This window comes from Acetatifactor muris, from assembly GCF_024623325.1.
In the GTDB taxonomy this organism is placed as follows: Bacteria; Bacillota; Clostridia; order Lachnospirales; family Lachnospiraceae; genus Acetatifactor; species Acetatifactor muris.
In genome coordinates this window covers 118,395-136,637 of sequence record NZ_JANJZD010000010.1, presented here as the reverse complement: position 1 = coordinate 136,637, position 18,243 = coordinate 118,395, and the positions used below count along the sequence as shown (strand labels likewise).

Sequence of the window (18,243 nt, the reverse complement as noted above, 5' to 3'; positions counted from 1 at the left end):
ATACTTCAGGTATGAATGAAAAAAAGATATCAGATAAAAGTGATTATCGGAAATTTGATTATTATGTACTTTTGTTTTTCTTTTTGGCCTTTACAGGCTGGCTCTGGGAGGTAATTCTGTTCTTTTTTACGAATCATGCATTTATCAACAGAGGCATCTACAGAGGTCCCTATCTTCCCATTTATGGTGTTGGGGGACTTCTGCTTTGCTTCTTTTTTCGCTCATACCGAAGGAAACCTTTCAGAGTATTTTTCCTGTCAATGCTTGTATGCTCTGTGCTGGAGTATCTGACCAGCTATTTCCTGGAGCTTCGCTGGGGAATCAGATGGTGGGATTACAGCGGACATTTCCTGAATCTGAACGGAAGAGTATGTCTCTCGGGCGCGGTGATTTTTGGCCTGGGGGGAACCGCGCTGATCTGTCTGATTCTGCCTTACTATGAGAAAGTATATCGCAGGCTTTCAGGCAAGTGGCGTCTTGTGCTGTGTATGGTATTATTGATTGTTTTCATTGCGGACGCCACTTACTGTGCGGTACAGCCAAATACAGGAGACGGCATTTCAGAGATGTGAAGAAGGCTGCCTGTCAACTTGCTCCGCGGCCTGTCTGTCGGATTGTTCTGCAGCCAGGCGCAGGATATTTTTCCATTTTTTAGTGAGGAAGTAGGCAAACATACAGCTCATGCCAAAGACAAAGCTGATGGGGAAACAGGCCATAATATAATTTCCGTTAATAAAGCGGCCGATGAGATAGGCGCTGGGAATACGCACCACCCACAGCATCAGGATATTTATAATGGTCGGGTATTTTACCTCTCCCATACCGTTGACAAAACAGATAATGCAGTTAAAGACGGCAAAGGTCCAGGTAAAGGGAAGAACCACCCATATATAGATCGCCGCCATATCCAGAACCGCTGTATCTTTTGTAAAAAAGCCAAGGATGGGACGACAGAAAAAGGTGACCAGCAATCCCAATATGCAGGTGAAAATTCCTGAATAAAAAGGAATTGTAATGCCGCCTTTTTTCAGGCGTATGTAATCACTGCTGCCCAGATTCTGACCTGAGAAGGTAGTTGCGGCGGAGGAAAAGGAGCTTATGGCAATATTGGCAATGCCGGTGACCTTTGAGGCCACGGAACAGGCGGCCATAAAAGTGGAACCCTGGGCATTTACAAGGGACTGCATCAGAACGTGTCCGATGGAGTAGATGGAATTGTTCAACCCCAGGGGAAGCCCGACGAAAACAATGGAATGCAGAATATCCCGGTCCATTCGCCTGGGAAGAACGGAATATTCCAGATCGGGATACTTTTTCCGGATATAGAGTATGCTGAAAACCCAGGAGCCATACATGGCCAGAACAGTGGCCAGCGCCGCACCTGCAACATCCATTCCCAGAAGCGCCACAAACAGAACATCCAGTACGATATTGATCATGCAGGACAGGAAGAGAAACCACAGCGAAGACTTGCTGTCACCCAGCCCTCTCAGGATCCCCGCATTCATATTATAGCCCATATTTCCCAGTGTTCCCAGAAAAATAATGCGCAGATAGGATACTGCAGGTTCCCAGGCGTCTGCGGGCGCCTGCATGAATCTCAGGATCAGCGGACCACAGAGAATACCGAGAATGGTCAGCGGAACAGAGCATACATAGATAAAGGTTCCGGCTGTGGCCACGAGCCGCCGCATACTTGCCGTATCACCGCTTCCGGTATACTGAGATACCAGAATGGATACACCGGTACCGATGCCCAGAAAGATACACAGCACCACTTCCACAGGCTGCCCGCTGGTCCCCACTGCAGCCAGGGAAACGGAACTGCAGAAATTGCCGATTACCAGAGTGTCAACGGTGGTATAGAGCTGCTGCAGTATGTTGCCGATGCAGATAGGGAGTGCAAACAGGATTACCAGTTTCATGATGGGTCCTTTTGTCATGTCGATTTTCTGATTGCCGCGCATTGTAGTAGCCTTCTTTCTTATACATTGTTGTCTAATATACTCCTTTCTGCCGGGAAAAACTACCGACTATTTTGACTTTCTCCTGTATTATCCGGTAAGGGAAGTCCGTAATTTTCATTTCAATTTTCCATTTCAGAACGATAAAAGGTTGAATTTCCGACTCCGAGTGTGTATACTGGAAAAGAAGTTCTGCTGAGATAAGGAGGAGACTATGAAGATAAACAGTATATGTGTACAGGGAGGCTACACGCCTGGAAACGGAGAACCCCGGCAGATTCCCATTGTTCAGAGTACTACTTTCAAGTACGATACCAGTGAGGATATGGGGAAACTCTTTGATCTGGAGGCCAGCGGTTATTTCTATACCAGGCTTCAGAACCCTACCAATGACTATGTGGCGGCCAAGATTACCCAGCTGGAGGGCGGTACGGCCGGAATGCTGACCAGCAGCGGACAGGCGGCCAACTTCTACGCATTATTTAATATCTGCAGCTGCGGAGATCATATTGTCTCTTCCAGCACAATTTATGGCGGAACATTTAACCTGATTTCCGTAACCATGAAAAAGATGGGAATTGATGTTACCTTTGTGAGCCCGGATGCCTCCGAGGAAGAGCTGAACGCGGCTTTCAGAGAGAATACCAGGGCCATGTTCGGGGAGACAATTGCCAATCCGGCCCTGACAGTACTGGATATCGAGAAATTTGCCGGGTGTGCTCACGCCCACGGAGTACCTTTGATTATTGACAATACGTTTGCAACACCTGTGAACTGCAGGCCTTTTGAGTGGGGCGCGGATATTGTGACCCATTCCACCACAAAATATATGGATGGACACGGTGCGGCGGTGGGCGGCGCCATTGTTGACAGCGGAAGATTTGACTGGATGGCACATGCGGATAAGTATCCCGGACTCTGTACGCCGGATGACAGCTATCATGGCATTACCTATACCGAAAGATTTGGAAAGGAAGGGGCATTTATCACCAAATGTACCGCGCAGCTGATGAGAGACTTCGGCTCCATTCAGAGTCCGCAGAATGCCTTTATTTTAAATCTTGGACTGGAGAGTCTGCATGTGCGCATGAAACGGCATTGTGAAAACGGGCTGGCCGTGGCAGAATTCCTCTCCGGACATGAGAAGGTGGCGTATGTTAATTACTGCGGTCTTCCGGGGGACAGATATTATTCTCTGGCGCAGAAATATCTGCCGAATGGCAGCTGCGGTGTGGTTTCCTTCGGATTGAAGGGCGGCAGAGAGGCCGCTGGGATTTTTATGAAGAATCTGAAGCTGGCGGCTATTGAGACCCATGTGGCAGATGCCAGGACCTGTTGCCTGAACCCTGCATCCAGTACGCATCGCCAGATGACTGATGAACAGCTGAGAGAGGCAGGCGTACCTGCAGAGTTAATCCGCATCAGCTGCGGCATAGAAGATAAGGATGACCTGATTGCAGATATCGCACAGGCGCTGAACGCTGTGTGCGGATGACCTTTTCGAGGCAGGAGACGGCCGGACTGGCTGTCTATACCATGATTGCGTTATAATTGTGGCATAACACCGCAGGGAGGTGGCAAGTTGGATATATGGGGAAGAAGGGAATGTATGGACTGCAAGCAGTTCGAAAAGCTGATTCCCGATTTCATCGCGAGAAAGCTGGATTATCCTGCGCTGAAGAAGTTTTATGAGCATATGGAACAGTGTGCTGACTGCGAGGAAGAGCTGGACATCCAGTTTCTGGTGATGGAAGGAATTCGACGCCTGGAGGATGGAAATGCTTTTGACCTGCAGTTCGAACTGCGGCAGCGGCTGGAAGAGACAAGGCGGAAAATCCGGTTTCACAGTGCCTTTTTATATCTGGGAGGTGCCATGGAATTTGTGGCGGCAGGGATACTGATCGGGATTGTTATCTGGATATTGCTGTGAAATTGTGTATTGAAATTTGAAGGAAGTTGGACAAAGGTGGTAAATGGATGGCAGAGCATAAGAAACTTGTACTGATAGATGGCCACAGCATTCTGCACAGAGCTTTTTATGGTGTACCGGATCTGAGTAATGCGCAGGGACTGCACACGAATGCCGTGTATGGATTTCTGAATATCATGTTTAAAATTCTGGAGGAGGAGAAGCCGGATTTTCTTGCGGTGGCATTTGATGTGCACGCCCCGACTTTCCGCCATCAGATGTATGAAGCCTACAAGGGTACGAGAAAGCCCATGCCGGAGGAGCTGATAGAACAGCTGCCGGTGATGAAAAATGTGCTGCAGGCCATGAATATCGTCATTGTGGAAAAGGCAGGTCTGGAGGCGGATGACATTCTGGGAACGCTGGCGAAAAAGGCGGCGGCAGACGGAATGGAGGTATCTCTGGTGTCCGGTGACAGGGATCTGCTGCAGATTTCAGATGAGCATATCAAGATTAGAATCCCCAAAACAAAATCGGGAAGGACGGAAGTGGAAGATTACTATCCGGAAGATGTGGCGGCGGTATATCAGGTGACACCCGTTCAGTTTATTGATTTAAAGGCGCTGATGGGAGACACTTCGGACAATATACCCGGTGTGCCGAAAGTGGGGCAGAAAACGGCTACGGAACTGATGGTGAAATACGGCTCCCTGGAGAATATCTATGCCCATGTGGAGGAAATATCTAAAAAAAGTATCCGGGAGTCCCTGATAGAGAATCGCAGGCTGGCTGATTTAAGCAGGGTACTGGCTACCATTAAAACAGACAGTGACGTGTCGCTGGATTACGAGGCGGCAAAAGCGGAAGATTTTTTCACGCCGGAAGCTTATGAGCTGTTCAAAAAGCTGGAATTTAAAAATATGCTGGGCCGTTTTGGAAGCGGGAAGGCGAAGAAGGCCGGCGATGTGACCAGAACTTTCAGCAAAGCGAAGGACCAGAAGGAATTCCTGAAGCAGCTGAAAAAAGTCGCAGACGGACAGCGGGTTGGTCTCTTTGTGGCATTGGATGGAAATACGCCGCTGGGAGCGGCAATTTCCACAATGGAAGAGACCGTCATGTATGCGCTGCCCATAGAGCAAAATGTGCAGCTGTCCTTTTTCGAAGAGACTGTCTGCGGCGGAGGTGATGCCGATACGGCGCAGCTTTACCGGGAACTGGAGGCGCTTTCGGGAAGAGCGGGGATTGCAGCTTTTGATATCAAAGGGCAATACCGGTATCTGAAGAAAGATAATACCGACCGGTATTTTGACATTTTGATTGCCGCTTATCTGCTGAATCCGCTGAAAAGTGATTATGACCTGGAAACCATTGCCTCGGAGCATCTGAAAATGATAATTCCCGGCCGGGTGGAAAGCTTCGGGAAGAAGAAACTGACCGAGGCGGCTGCGGAACTGCCGGATAAGTTTGCCGAGTATTGCTGCTATGGGGCCTATGTGTCGGCTGCGGCTGCGGACGTGCTGGAGAAGAAGCTGGCAGAGACAGGTATGGATAAACTGATGCGGGAGATGGAGATGCCTCTGTCTCTTGTGCTGTATGATATGGAGCGGGAAGGCGTGGAGGTGCGCAGGGAGGAATTAAAAGCCTACGGTGACGCTCTGGTGGCAGGGATAGAGGAACTGGAGAAAGCCATTCACAGTCAGACGGGAGTGGAATTTAACATTAACTCGCCAAAGCAGCTTGGGGAGGTTTTATTTGATACCATGAAGCTCCCCGGAGGGAAGAAGACCAAAACGGGGTATTCCACAGCGGCGGATGTGCTGGAAAAGCTGGCCCAGGAGGCTCCTGTTGTAAAGGATATCCTGGAATACAGGCAGCTTACGAAGCTGAAATCCACCTACGCAGATGGTCTGGCTGCTTATATCGGGGAAGATCAGAGAATTCATACTAATTTCAACCAGACCATTACGGCTACCGGAAGAATCAGTTCTACAGAGCCCAATCTGCAGAATATACCCATGCGCATGGAGCTGGGCAGGCGTATTCGGAAAGTATTTGTGCCAAAAGAAGGCTGTATCTTTATGGATGCGGATTATTCGCAGATAGAGCTGCGGGTACTTGCCCACATGTCGGGAGACGAACAGCTGATAGAAGCTTATCATATGGATCAGGATATCCATCGGATTACGGCGGCGAAGGTGTTTCATACACCTTTTGAAGAAGTGACTGATTTGCAGCGAAGAAATGCAAAGGCGGTAAACTTCGGCATTGTATACGGAATCAGCTCCTTTGGGCTGAGCCAGGATCTCAGTATCAGCAAGAAGGAAGCGGCGGAGTATATTGAACAGTATTTTGCCACATACCCGGGTGTGAAGGAATTTCTGGACAGACTGGTCAGCGATGCGAAGGCAAAGGGCTATATCACCACCATGTTTGGCAGACGGCGCCCCATACCTGAGCTTTCTTCTTCCAATTTCATGCAGCGTTCCTTCGGAGAACGAGTGGCCATGAATTCTCCCATACAGGGAAGTGCGGCGGACATTATTAAAATTGCCATGATTGCTGTGTGGAAGGCTCTGCGGGAGCAGGGACTGAAATCCAGGCTGATTCTGCAGGTGCATGATGAGCTGGTCATTGAGACCTATCGGGAGGAGGAGGATCAGGTGCGGCAGATTCTCACTGAGAAGATGATAAACGCTGCGGAATTGGCTGTGATGCTGGAGGTGGATCTGCATACCGGAGAGAACTGGTATGAGGCGAAGTAGGAAGTGACGTCGGAGGAGCAGCATGTACTTTATCGGAATTACCGGCGGAATTGGGGCCGGAAAGTCGGAAGTATTGAACTATATAAGACAACATTACAGATGTGAAATCTACCTGGCGGATGAGGTGGCCCATCTGGTAAAGGAACCGGGGAGTCCTGCCTATGGGAGACTGCTGAAGCTTCTGGGGCAGGAAGTGACCGGAGCAGACGGAACCATTGACCGGGGGAAAATGGCGGATAGGATATTTGCATCCCCTGCTCTTCTGGAACAGGTAAATCAAATCATTCATCCGGCAGTGAAGACCTGGCTGCTGGATAAGCTGCAGCATGCGAAGGAAGGAGGAGAGACAGAGCTCTTCTTTGTGGAGGCAGCGCTGTTGATTGAAGGCGGCTATCTTGCATTGGTGGATGAAATGTGGTATATTTATGCGAATGAGGTGGTCAGAAGGAAGCGCCTGCAGGAGTTCAGAGGGTACAGCGACGAGAAAATATCCCGGATTTTTGCCAGTCAGCTGACGGAGGAACGTTTCCGGGAAAGCTGCAGCCTGGTGATAGACAACGGCGGTTCTTTTCAGGAGAGCTGCCTGCAGGTTGACAGGAGACTGGCAGAGCTGGGCTGCCATTATATCTGACACCGGAACAGTATACATGGAAGAGAGAACAAAGATGAGACTGTGCAGTATAGCAAGCGGAAGCAGCGGAAACTGTATTTATGTGGGATCGGAGGCGGCTCACCTGCTTGTGGACGTGGGAATCAGCGGAAAGAGGATAGAGAAAGGCCTGAGAGAGCTGGGGCTCACGGGAAAAGACATCGACGGAATATTAATTACCCATGAGCATGCGGATCATATACAGGGACTGGGCGTTATCGCCAGGAAATTCGAGATTCCTGTCTATGCGACGGAAGGCACCATACGGGCCATAAAGGATTGCGAAGGGCTTGGGAAAGTGGACGGGGAGCTGTTCCAGACGATACAGGAGGACAGGAAGTTCACCATTAAAGATCTGACCGTGAATTCCATGCGGATATCTCATGATGCGGCTCAGCCGGTAGGGTACCGGATTGCCTATGGAAGCAAAAAGGTGGCAGTCTGTACAGATCTCGGTGTCTATAACGAATATACGGTGGAATGCCTGAAGGGTATGGATGCACTGCTGCTGGAGGCAAATCATGACGTGAATATGCTGCAGGTAGGCCCTTATCCCTATTATCTGAAGCAGCGGATACTGGGGGACAGAGGACATCTGTCCAACGAAAATGCGGGAAGACTTCTGAGCCGGATATTGCATGACGAATTGCAGACCGTGCTGCTGGGGCATCTCAGTAAGGAGAATAACCTGCCGGAGCTGGCTTTTGAGTCTGTGCGGATGGAGATCAATATGGGTGACAATCCTTATGCGGCCGGAGACTTTGATATCAGGGTGGCGGGACGCAGTGAACTGAGTCCGGTGATACATATCAGTTAGGAAACAAATAATGGATAACGCGGGAAGGGTGAAAAGATGAAGAGAACAATTATTACTGTGGTGGGAAAGGATACAGTGGGTATCATTGCGAAAGTCTGTACCTGGCTGGCAGAGAACGGAATCAATATCCTGGACATATCCCAGACCATTGTACAGGGATATTTCAATATGATGATGATTGTGGATACAGCCGGCATGAAGAAGCAATTTGGCGATATGGCTGATGAACTGGCGGCATTGGGAGAAGAAATCGGCGTGGTGATTAAATGCCAGAAAGAAGAAATTTTCGATAAAATGCACAGAATCTGACCTCTGCCTGAAAGCAGGATGGATAGAGGGCAGAGCCGGCATGTCAGGCAGTCTGTGAAATTTGAGCCGATAAATTGCAGAGGGAGTATCTATGATAAATTTATATGAAGTGACAGAGACGAACAAAATGATTTCAGAAGAGAATCTGGATGTCAGGACGATTACGCTGGGCATCAGCCTTCTGGATTGTATTGATTCTGATCTGCAGAGGTTGAATGAGAAAATTTACCGTAAAATATACGATGCTGCCAGGGACCTGGTGAAGACAGGGGAGGAGATATCCAGAGAATTCGGGATCCCCATTGTCAATAAAAGGATATCTGTGACGCCCATAGCACTGGTGGGGGGAGCAGCGTGCAACAGCGTGGAAGATTTTGCTTCTGTGGCCCGGACGCTGGACCGTGTGGCCACGGACGTGGGGGTGAATTTTATCGGCGGATACTCGGCGCTGGTGAGTAAGGGGATGACACCTGCGGATGAGCTGCTTATTCGCTCTGTTCCTCTGGCGCTTTCTACCACGGAGAGAGTGTGCAGCTCGGTGAACCTGGGCTCTACCAGGACGGGTATCAATATGGATGCGGTGCGACTGATGGGAGAAGTCATCCGCTCCACTGCGGAATATACCAGAGAGAATGACTCCCTTGGCTGTGCAAAGCTGGTGGTGTTCTGCAATGCGCCGGATGACAATCCGTTTATGGCAGGTGCTTTCCATGGGGTTACGGAGGCGGATAAGGTTATCAATGTGGGAGTCAGCGGTCCGGGCGTGGTGAAAACTGCGCTGGAAAAAGTCCGCGGAGAGAGCTTTGAAATATTGTGCGAGACCATCAAGAAGACGGCATTCAAAGTGACGCGTGTGGGGCAGCTTGTGGCACAGGAGGCTTCCGCATTGCTGAAGGTTCCCTTCGGCATAGTGGATTTATCGTTGGCTCCCACCCCTGCTGTCGGCGACAGCGTGGCGGATATTCTCTGTGAGATTGGACTGGAATATGCAGGCGCACCGGGAACAACGGCGGCTCTGGCACTTTTAAACGATCAGGTGAAAAAGGGAGGGGTGATGGCTTCCTCCTATGTGGGAGGCTTAAGCGGCGCATTTATTCCGGTCAGCGAGGACCAGGGGATGATAAATGCGGTGCAGGCAGGAGCGCTGACACTGGAAAAACTGGAAGCCATGACCTGCGTCTGCTCTGTGGGCCTGGATATGATCGCCATTCCCGGTGATACAAAGGCGTCCACCATCTCAGGTATCATTGCAGATGAGATGGCAATCGGCATGGTCAATCAGAAGACCACAGCAGTCCGCATCATTCCGGTCATCGGCAAAGGCGTGGGAGAGACCGTGGAATTCGGCGGATTGCTGGGGTATGCGCCGATTATGCCGGTGAATTCCTTCTCCTGTGAGGCTTTCGTCAGTCGAAAGGGAAGAATTCCCGCGCCGATACACAGTTTCAAGAATTAGCGGATAATTTACACAATGACCGGTGACAGAGAAAGCTCGCTTCCCACAGCTTTTCCGGAACCTTCGAAGGCAACACAGCGGAAGAAGTCACCGGCCTGAATATCCTGCCTCAAAAGCCTGTATGCGTCAGCGGACAGGCTTTTTTCCGCGTCTGCTATTTTGGTCACCAATGGGATGGACGCGCATTTTCTGACAGCGCCCAGGAGCGGCTCTGCCGCCCGGCGGAATCCCAGCACCCGGGCATAAGGGACATAATCCAGTGCTTTTGCAGTAATCATATCCTCCTTTTTGAGGTCCAGAAGAATGTGCAGCAGACATCGGCTGATTCTTGTGTAAGTCATATTTTTCGTCTTCAGCAGATGACAGAAGCTTTCATAGCCGGCGAAGCTGTTCAGCTGCTTCCGGATTCGATTGGACAGCTCGGCCGGCACATCAAGATATTTCTCATATCCCGATTCTTTTTCCATCAGCAGTTTATAATACAGCGCAGAAGAAAAAGCGTCGGAACAGACAGGCCTGTATTCCCGCAGCCATGCCCGGAGAAGCATTTCAGATTCCGGCGGCATATGCAGGAGAGGCCCTTTTGGGGAAGCATTATATAATGCCTGCCGGATGGCAAGCGCTGAACACAGGCAATCGGAACCGGAGATAAATTTATCATGGTATCCGGCGCCAAGCCGTTTTACCGTAATGGGAATCATGGAACTTTTTCTGTTCAACAGCGCACGGATATATTCAATTCCCAGTATGTTGTTGGGGGAGGAAAGAATTGAATCAAAGGCTTCCGGCAGCAGAGGACCCTTTCCGGAGACAGATTCGTCCGTTTCCGGAAGGCACAGGCAATTCTGCGGCAGCAGGGTGTGTACTTCCGCCAGAGCTCTGGCTCTGGCCAAAGGGTAGGGGAGACCGCTTTTCAGGCAGCGTCGGAGGGCGGCACTGTATTCCGCGGGCTCTTCTGAGAGACAGGCGGCAATCTGACAAAGTGACTCTGTCCTGCCGCATTCGCTGCCGAAGCAAAGATGTGTGACGACTCCCAGCTGATCCAGAAGTGTGACGGCACCCCCGGCGAAATACTCCGCGCTGGAGACTGCGTACAGCGTCGGAAGTTCAAGGACCAGGTCTGCGCCGCAGCGCAGGGCCATTTCCGCACGGGTATGCTTGTCTAGAAGGGCAGGGGCGCCTCGCTGAACAAAATTTCCGCTCATGACGACAATTGTAAAATCTGCTCCGGTGAGGCGGAGAGATTCTTTCAGCTGATAGTTGTGTCCATTATGGAAAGGATTGTATTCTGCAATGATTCCGTTTACTTTCATATAAATTCCCGTATCCTCAATGATAATCATTATTTCGTGCAAAAATATAAAAAGGTAATGTGAAAAAAATAACATACCATGTAAGCATTTACATCAGCTAAATATCAGTAAAAATCAGAGATTAAAAAAATTCAGTGTATCTGAAAATATACAATTAATCGCATATTTATCCTTGTACATTATTTCTTCTTTTAGTATAATATGGATAATACAATTTGTTAAGTAAAAAATAATACAAAGAAAAGTGCTGGAAAGGAGAAGAGATATGTCATATATTGACAAGATTAAGGAGAGGGCCAAACTTGACAGGAAGACAATCGTACTGCCGGAGTCGAAGGATAAGAGAACATTGCTGGCGGCGGCTAAGATTGTGGAAGAAGGAATCGCCGATATCATTATGATCGGCAACGAGGAAAAGATTACGGACGGTGCCGGCTGGCTGGAGGTTGATCTGTCCGGTGTGACAATCTTAGATCCTGCCAATACTCCTAAGCTTGACGAATATGTAAATCTTCTGTATGAGACCAGAAAGGCAAAGGGAATGACACAGGAGAAGGCCAGAGAGATTCTCCTGAATGATTACCTGACTTTCGGCATTGTCATGGTGAAGGCAAATGATGCGGATGGCATGGTAGCCGGAGCCTGTCATTCCACAGCAGATACGCTGAGACCTGCACTGCAGATTCTGAAGACTGCTCCGGGTGTAAAGCTTGTTTCCGCATTTTTTGTTATGGATACCCAGTTTAAAGATCAGGGAGATAACGGTGCGTTCCTGTTTGCAGACTGCGGTCTGAATCAGGATCCCACGGCCGAGGAGCTGGCCGCCATCGCGGAGACTTCTTACAGAAGCTTCAAATCCCTGATTGGCCCCAAACCTGTCATTGCCATGCTGAGCCATTCCACGAAGGGAAGTGCGAAGCATCCGATGGTGGACAAGGTGGTGGAGGCCACAAGGATTGCAAAGGAACAATATCCTCATCTGACTCTGGACGGAGAACTGCAGCTGGATGCGGCATTGGTTCCCGGCGTCGCCAAATCCAAATCTCCCGGAAGCCCCGTGGCAGGCCGGGCGAATATTCTGATATTCCCCAACCTGGATGCCGGTAATATCGGGTACAAGCTGGTACAGAGACTGGGCGGGGCGGAAGCCTATGGGCCCATGCTTCAGGGAATTGCGAAGCCGGTCAATGATCTGTCCCGCGGCTGTTCCTGGCAGGACATTGTGGGTGTGGTGGCTCTGACCGCCGTACAGGCGCAGCTGACATAGGATAGAGGTTGAAGATCTGCGGAACTAAAAACAGCAGAACTTCCTTCCTAAAAATGGCACTGACCGAAGAGCTGCGGAACTAAAATATGAAAGGACATATAAACCATGAAAGTATTAGTGATTAACTGCGGGAGCTCTTCCCTGAAATTTCAGCTGATTGATTCCGAGTCCGAGCAGTGTCTTGCCAAAGGGCTCTGCGAGAGAATCGGGATAGAAGGAAGCATGATTACCTATACACCGGACGGGGGAGAGAAGGAGAAAACGGTTACTCCCATGCCGGACCATACCGAGGCCATTCGTCTGGTGCTGGAGGCACTGACCAATCCGAAGACCGGCGTGGTCAGGAGTCTGGACGAAATCGGCGCTGTGGGCCATCGTGTGGTACACGGGGGAGAAAAGTTTGCACAGTCTGTGATAATTGATGAAGAAGTCATGGCGGCGGTGGAAGAATGCAACGATCTTGCACCTTTACACAACCCGGCCAATCTGATTGGAATCAATGCCTGCAGGAAGCTGATGCCCTCCACGCCTATGGCAGGTGTATTCGACACTGCTTTTCATCAGACCATGCCGGAAGAGGCCTATATGTACGGACTTCCCTATGCGTATTATCAGAAATATAAAATCAGAAGATATGGTTTTCACGGGACAAGTCATTCCTATGTTTCCAGAAGAGCTGCGGAAGTGTTGGGAAAACCTTACGAAGACTTGAAAATTATTGTGTGCCATCTGGGCAATGGAGCCAGCGTTTCCGCTGTGAAGAACGGGAAATGTGTGGATACTTCCATGGGTCTGACCCCGCTGGAAGGACTGATTATGGGAACCCGTTCCGGTGATATCGACCCTGCCATCATCGAGTTCCTGGCTCATAAGGAAGGAAAAAGCATCGACGAGATCATGACAGTGCTGAATAAAAAATCGGGGGTATTGGGACTCTCCGATAATCTTTCTTCTGATTTCCGCGATCTTGAGGACGGATATCACAGAGGAGATGAAAATGCTGTCCGCACCATGAAAACTTTCAGCTATCATGTGGCCAAATATATCGGGGCCTATACGGCGGCCATGAATGGCGTGGATGTTATCTGCTTTACTGCGGGTGTGGGAGAAAATGCGCCTCTGGTACGGAATTTTGTGTGTGAATATCTGGGATATCTGGGTGTGGAGCTTGACCAGGAGGCCAACCGGAAGAGAGGAGAAGACATTGTAATTACCGTTCCCGGCTGCAGAACCACGGTTATGGTGATTCCCACAAATGAGGAACTGGCCATTGCAAGGGAAACAGTGCGTCTTGTGGGATAGAGAGTACAGGAAATTATTGAAAGCGGAATTGCCGCAGACAAAGAGATTCTGCATAAGCCATAGAGTTTGCGTGATGACAATAGAAAGTTCGCAATGCGTTCTTTCTATTGTTTTTTCAGTTTTTTTACAGAATGATACAGTTTTGATGTAGCTTTGAAACAATTTTGGAGTAAAGTCGTCAGAAGAAGAGAGAAAGAAGGCAGGGACGGCCGGGATGACAAGTCTGCTGCGGAAATAAGTAACAAAAGCGGAAAGGTAAGGGACGACAGAAGAATGGAGAGAAGAGACAACAGAAACGGTGCACCATACAGGGGAAACAGGACAGGGGGGAAGAAAAAAGAGACTTCCCTGATGATTATAGGTGTGCTTCTGTTCTTAAATATGATATTTATGCTGATGCTGGAGATGCAGGTTAAGAATATCAACAGCGCTTTAAAGCAGGTGCTGAACAGACTGACGGTGAGCCAGATAGCGGGAAACGAAGGAGAAATCCGGAAAGAGGAAGGAAATACGGTTCCCAATTCCGAATACTTTTCTCAGCCGGAAGAACCTGTTCAGAAACCGGCGGTGGATTACGTAAGTCTGTGCGGTCTGCCGGAGGTGGAGAAGCCCATGAAAAGAACTGAAAAACAGGTGCTGGAACGGCTGAATGCACTGGCGGCGGATGACGAGATCATTGCGGGTATCTATGAGAACAGATATTCCTATCCGGAAGATATGCTGGAGGCGCTGGCCAACAATCCGGAAATGGCTGATTTTGTGAGCAATTATCTGACGGAAGATGGGAAGATACAGAGAGGTGTTCAGCAGCCACAGCTGACAGAGCTGGAAAAGGGGCAGGACTATCCGCTCTTTCTGCAGTGGGACCCCAGATGGGGATATGCGGAATATGGTGACAACAGCAATGTGGGGTTGTCAGGCTGTGGCCCCACATGTCTGTCCATGGTTCTTTATTATCTCCTGGGAAACGAAGAACTCACCCCGGATAAAATAGCAGAGTACAGTATGGAGAATGGTTTCTATATGGCAGGAACCGGGACGGCATGGGCCTTGCTGGAAGATGTGGCGACGCAGTATGGTATCAATGTGACGCAGCCGTCCACCTCCGAAAAGAATATGAAGGCCGCTCTGGACAGAGGTGATATCATTATCTGTTCCATGGGCCCGGGGGATTTTACGGCAGGTGGGCATTTCATCGTGATATACGGATATGATTCCGAGGGCTTTTATGTCAATGACTCTAATTGTGTGGCCAGAAGTCGGGAAAAGTGGGCTTATGAGAGAATTAAAAAGCAGATAAAGAATATCTGGGTTTATGAGAAAGAGACAGCTTCGGGCCGGAGCTGATTAGTTGCTGCCGGGAGACTGCCGGTCAAAATGCGCTGAAGATCGGACTTGACTATTATATCCGTTTTTGCTACAATGGAACAGATGTTTGGAACATAAATGCGGGAACAGTGAGTCGGAAGAAGGGCGCCGGGGACCATGTCAGGGAGCACGGGAAATCGATATGATAAGGAGTATGAGGCGTTTCAGCTGTTCGAACAGATACAGGATGAGAAGGAAGAGGCTCTGCTGCCTGCAGAACATGCTGTTGCGCCGGAAGAAGTGGTTCTGAATGAAGATATTTACTGTGAGATAGAGTATGATTCGACTCCTGTCCGGGGAGAGAATGCCGATGTACAGCTGCAGGCATCTCACCTGATACCGGAGAGAATGGAAGAGCGGCCGAAGGATGAGATTCGGGAGCTCTTTAATCGCATGCGTGATATCGCGCGGGAGGACCGGTATCTGAATTTCGGCAGCCGCAGATTTTTCGACAGGAAAATGCAGCGGGAAAATGCCGGAATCTTCTATCGGCAGGGAATGATGATGAAGGATTTTGAGGATGAATACGAGAAGAAGGTCCCGTATTCTTCTTATTTTTCCGATTATCAGATGATGGGATATGATCAGCTCAGGACTTATTTTACCTGGAGGACTCAGATCCGGCAGGGAAATATCACGCATCTGTCCTTGTCTTACGCCTTTGTATACCTCTATGAATTACTTAATAATATCGGCGTGGACAATCCCAGGGAGGGTCTGGAGAGACTGATGCTGTTCTGGGATGCCTACAGGGTCTATGATGAGACAGTGGACAGGTATGTGGTGAAATGGCTGAAGGATTATCACATCTATTACAGCCTGGAGCAGTCGTTTCCGGATTTTGTGAAAGAGAACGGCCTTGCCGCATATTATCCGAATCTGTCGGATTCTGACGATCAGTTTGCTCTTTTTTGTTCTGTTTCAAAGTATGATATTAAGAATTCCGTTTTTTATAACGATGATAATAAGGACCTGATTCAGAGATGCTTTTGTGCTGTGCTGGAGCATCTGCGGGAGGCTTTTTCGGAGAAAGGAAAATCCTTTGATGATCTTGTATTCTGTCCGGTCAGAAAAATGGCGGTGTGGACACCATTTCAGGATGCGTTGTTTTATCCGTCCCGGAGGCAGGCAGACAGGAAGGTGGTATTGTCCCAGCGGGAAATTTATGTGTGCAGCGGTAATCAGTGGACGTTCAGCGCGGTGATCACCGCAGAGAGCGGAAAGCGGCTGGTGGGCTATGTGATGAAGGAAATGGAAGTCCTGCTGAGGAAGCTGACGAAGTACAGACACAAGCTTTCCGCGAACCGCAGTCTGCTCAGCGATGTGATGGCGGACGAGCTGGAGAAAGCAGGAATTTTCCCGGAAAAGCTGGTTGCGGATGCGGTGACGGCATTTTACAGGGAGGAGACCAGGACCATTGTCAGGGTGAATCCCGGCCGTCTGGAGCAAATCCGTCAGGAGGCGCTGGTAATCCAGGAGAAGCTGATTGTGCCGGAGGAAGCAGCGCCGACTCCTGTTGTGCAGGAAGCTTCATTGCCGGAACCGGACCGGTATGAAGTCTCCGACAGCTGGGCGGAGCTGAGAGAGAATCTGACAGATATTGAGCTGGAAGCCCTGGCCATGATACTGACAGGAGAGGGAGAGATAAAGAATCTGGCAGATGAACACGGAATCATGGTCGAGGTGCTGATAGACGGAATCAATGAGAAGGCAATGGACTACACAGGGGACAGTATTCTGGATGACGAAGCGGCAGTCTATGATGACTATGCAGAACAAGTGAAGGAAATGGTGGGATTGAGATGACCGGACAGGTACCTGCAAGAATAGCAAATATTCTGATTAACGCCCTGAAAGGCGGTGTGGTGCCCCGCGCAGGACTGGAATATATCACGGTGGGACGTACACAGGAAATTTCAGCGATACTCCGCGACATTGAGATGATTGAGGAGGGCGGTGCTTCCTTCCGATTTATTGTGGGCAAATACGGCAGCGGGAAGAGCTTTCTACTTCAGACAATCCGAAATTACGCAACGGCAAAGGGATTTGCAGTGGTGGATGCGGACCTGTCTCCGGAACGTCGGTTTGCCGGGACAAAGGGACAGGGCCTTGCCACATACAAGGAACTGATGAAGAATCTTTCCACCAAATCGAAGCCGGACGGTGGTGCGCTGCCTTTGGTGCTGGAGAAATGGATTTCCGGTATCCGGACCGCCGTGCGCATGCGGGGGGTTGAAGAGGGGGAAGACTTCGACGAACAGGTGGAGAGAGAAATCTATGAAGTGGCCGCTTCTCTGGAAGGGATGGTAAACGGATTTGAATTTGCCAAAGCGGTGGTGCTTTACTGGAAGGCGTACAGAGAGGATGATGCGGCGCTGAAATCCAATGTACTCCGGTGGTTTCGGGGAGAATACCCTACCCGGAAGGAGGCAAAGGAGGACCTGGGAATTCATTTCATTGTGACGGACGAGACCTGGTATGATTTCCTGAAGCTGTTTGCGGCATTTCTGGTGGGAGCAGGATATAAGGGAATGCTGGTCATCATTGACGAGCTGGTGAATATTTTCAAGATACCCAATTCCATCACCAGGGCCAATAATTATGAAAAGATACTGACCATGTACAATGATGTCCTGCAGGGAAAGGCCAGGCATATCGGATTCCTCATGGGAGGAACCCCCCAGTGCATTGAGGATAAATATAAAGGCGTATTCAGCTATGAGGCACTGCGCTCCAGGCTGGCGGAGGGACACTTTGCCGGCGAGGGCCTGCGTGATTTGTCGGCGCCCATTATCCGTCTGCAGATGCTGACACAGGAGGAGATGTATATTCTTGTGGAGAAACTGCTGAATATCCATGGGGGATTATACCACTATACTCCGGCCATGACGCAGGAAGATCTTGTTTATTTTCTGACGGTGGAGTATAATCGTGTGGGTGCGGAGAGCCACATTACACCCCGGGAAATTATCCGCGATTTTATTGAACTGATTAACATTCTGCAGCAGAACCCTGAGAAGAAAGCGGCGGAGGTCCTGGGGGACAACAGCTTCGAGATGGCCCGGGGCGGGATTTCGGAAGAGGAAATCCACGATGAATTCCGGGAATTTGAGATATAGAAAACAAG

The 18,243-nt window shown here is 49.6% G+C and carries 15 protein-coding genes; 13 read left to right on the top strand and 2 right to left on the bottom strand.

The genetic code is table 11. The features are described from left to right. Positions 1–11 precede the first annotated feature (11 nt). Entirely contained in the window at positions 12–572 is a 561-nt protein-coding gene (locus NSB25_RS11705; RefSeq protein ID WP_172455096.1) for a putative ABC transporter permease, read from the top strand. On the opposite strand, the gene NSB25_RS11700 is transcribed toward NSB25_RS11705, so the two are convergent. After that, positions 561–1,967: an MATE family efflux transporter gene (locus NSB25_RS11700; protein ID WP_103239826.1), complete on the bottom strand. Its 1,407-nt coding sequence runs from the start codon at positions 1,965–1,967 to the stop codon at positions 561–563. The two genes, NSB25_RS11705 and NSB25_RS11700, sit on opposite strands and share 12 nt — an antisense overlap. Positions 1,968–2,178: 211 nt before the next feature. Here NSB25_RS11700 and NSB25_RS11695 point away from each other — a divergent pair, with 211 nt between their 5' ends. The 7 genes from NSB25_RS11695 (at position 2,179) to NSB25_RS11665 (ending at position 9,866) form a co-directional block, all read left to right on the top strand. Then, entirely contained in the window at positions 2,179–3,459 is a 1,281-nt protein-coding gene (locus tag NSB25_RS11695) for an O-acetylhomoserine aminocarboxypropyltransferase/cysteine synthase family protein (RefSeq protein ID WP_103239825.1), read from the top strand. 87 nt (positions 3,460–3,546) lie between these two features. Further along, positions 3,547–3,894: a zf-HC2 domain-containing protein gene (locus tag NSB25_RS11690; RefSeq protein ID WP_103239824.1), complete on the top strand. Its 348-nt coding sequence runs from the start codon at positions 3,547–3,549 to the stop codon at positions 3,892–3,894. Between the two features lie 47 nt (positions 3,895–3,941). Further along, complete coding sequence (gene polA / locus NSB25_RS11685; RefSeq protein WP_103239823.1) at positions 3,942–6,635, top strand: DNA polymerase I; 2,694 nt, start codon at positions 3,942–3,944, stop codon at positions 6,633–6,635. A 22-nt stretch (positions 6,636–6,657) separates the two neighbouring features. Next, positions 6,658–7,266 (top strand): dephospho-CoA kinase, encoded by a 609-nt coding sequence (coaE, locus tag NSB25_RS11680; protein WP_103239822.1) that lies wholly within the window; start codon positions 6,658–6,660, stop codon positions 7,264–7,266. A 34-nt stretch (positions 7,267–7,300) separates the two neighbouring features. Next, entirely contained in the window at positions 7,301–8,101 is an 801-nt protein-coding gene (locus tag NSB25_RS11675; RefSeq protein ID WP_103239879.1) for an MBL fold metallo-hydrolase, read from the top strand. Between the two features lie 36 nt (positions 8,102–8,137). Continuing rightward, entirely contained in the window at positions 8,138–8,410 is a 273-nt protein-coding gene (locus NSB25_RS11670) for an ACT domain-containing protein (RefSeq protein ID WP_103239821.1), read from the top strand. Positions 8,411–8,501: 91 nt separating this feature from the next. Further along, positions 8,502–9,866 carry a PFL family protein gene (locus NSB25_RS11665; RefSeq protein ID WP_103239820.1) on the top strand — a complete coding sequence of 455 codons (1,365 nt, stop codon included), beginning with the start codon at positions 8,502–8,504 and terminating at the stop codon, positions 9,864–9,866. Between the two features lie 8 nt (positions 9,867–9,874). Here the strand turns inward: NSB25_RS11665 and NSB25_RS11660 are convergent, their stop codons facing one another. After that, positions 9,875–11,209 (bottom strand): tRNA(Met) cytidine acetate ligase, encoded by a 1,335-nt coding sequence (locus tag NSB25_RS11660; RefSeq protein ID WP_172455095.1) that lies wholly within the window; start codon positions 11,207–11,209, stop codon positions 9,875–9,877. Between the two features lie 235 nt (positions 11,210–11,444). Between NSB25_RS11660 and pta the strand changes: the two genes are divergently transcribed. The 5 genes from pta (at position 11,445) to NSB25_RS11635 (ending at position 18,235) form a co-directional block, all read left to right on the top strand. Continuing rightward, entirely contained in the window at positions 11,445–12,446 is a 1,002-nt protein-coding gene (gene pta / locus NSB25_RS11655) for a phosphate acetyltransferase (RefSeq protein ID WP_103239818.1), read from the top strand. Positions 12,447–12,551: 105 nt separating this feature from the next. Then, positions 12,552–13,748: an acetate kinase gene (locus tag NSB25_RS11650; protein WP_103239817.1), complete on the top strand. Its 1,197-nt coding sequence runs from the start codon at positions 12,552–12,554 to the stop codon at positions 13,746–13,748. Positions 13,749–13,901: 153 nt separating this feature from the next. Further along, positions 13,902–15,095, top strand: a complete 1,194-nt coding sequence (locus tag NSB25_RS11645; protein ID WP_103239816.1) for a C39 family peptidase — start codon at positions 13,902–13,904, stop codon at positions 15,093–15,095. A 138-nt stretch (positions 15,096–15,233) separates the two neighbouring features. Next, positions 15,234–16,922 (top strand): TerB N-terminal domain-containing protein, encoded by a 1,689-nt coding sequence (locus NSB25_RS11640; protein ID WP_103239815.1) that lies wholly within the window; start codon positions 15,234–15,236, stop codon positions 16,920–16,922. Beyond that, a complete protein-coding gene (locus NSB25_RS11635; protein WP_103239814.1) occupies positions 16,919–18,235 on the top strand; it encodes an ATP-binding protein in 1,317 nt (438 codons plus the stop codon). The genes NSB25_RS11640 and NSB25_RS11635 overlap by 4 nt, the downstream gene beginning before the upstream one ends. Positions 18,236–18,243 lie beyond the last annotated feature (8 nt).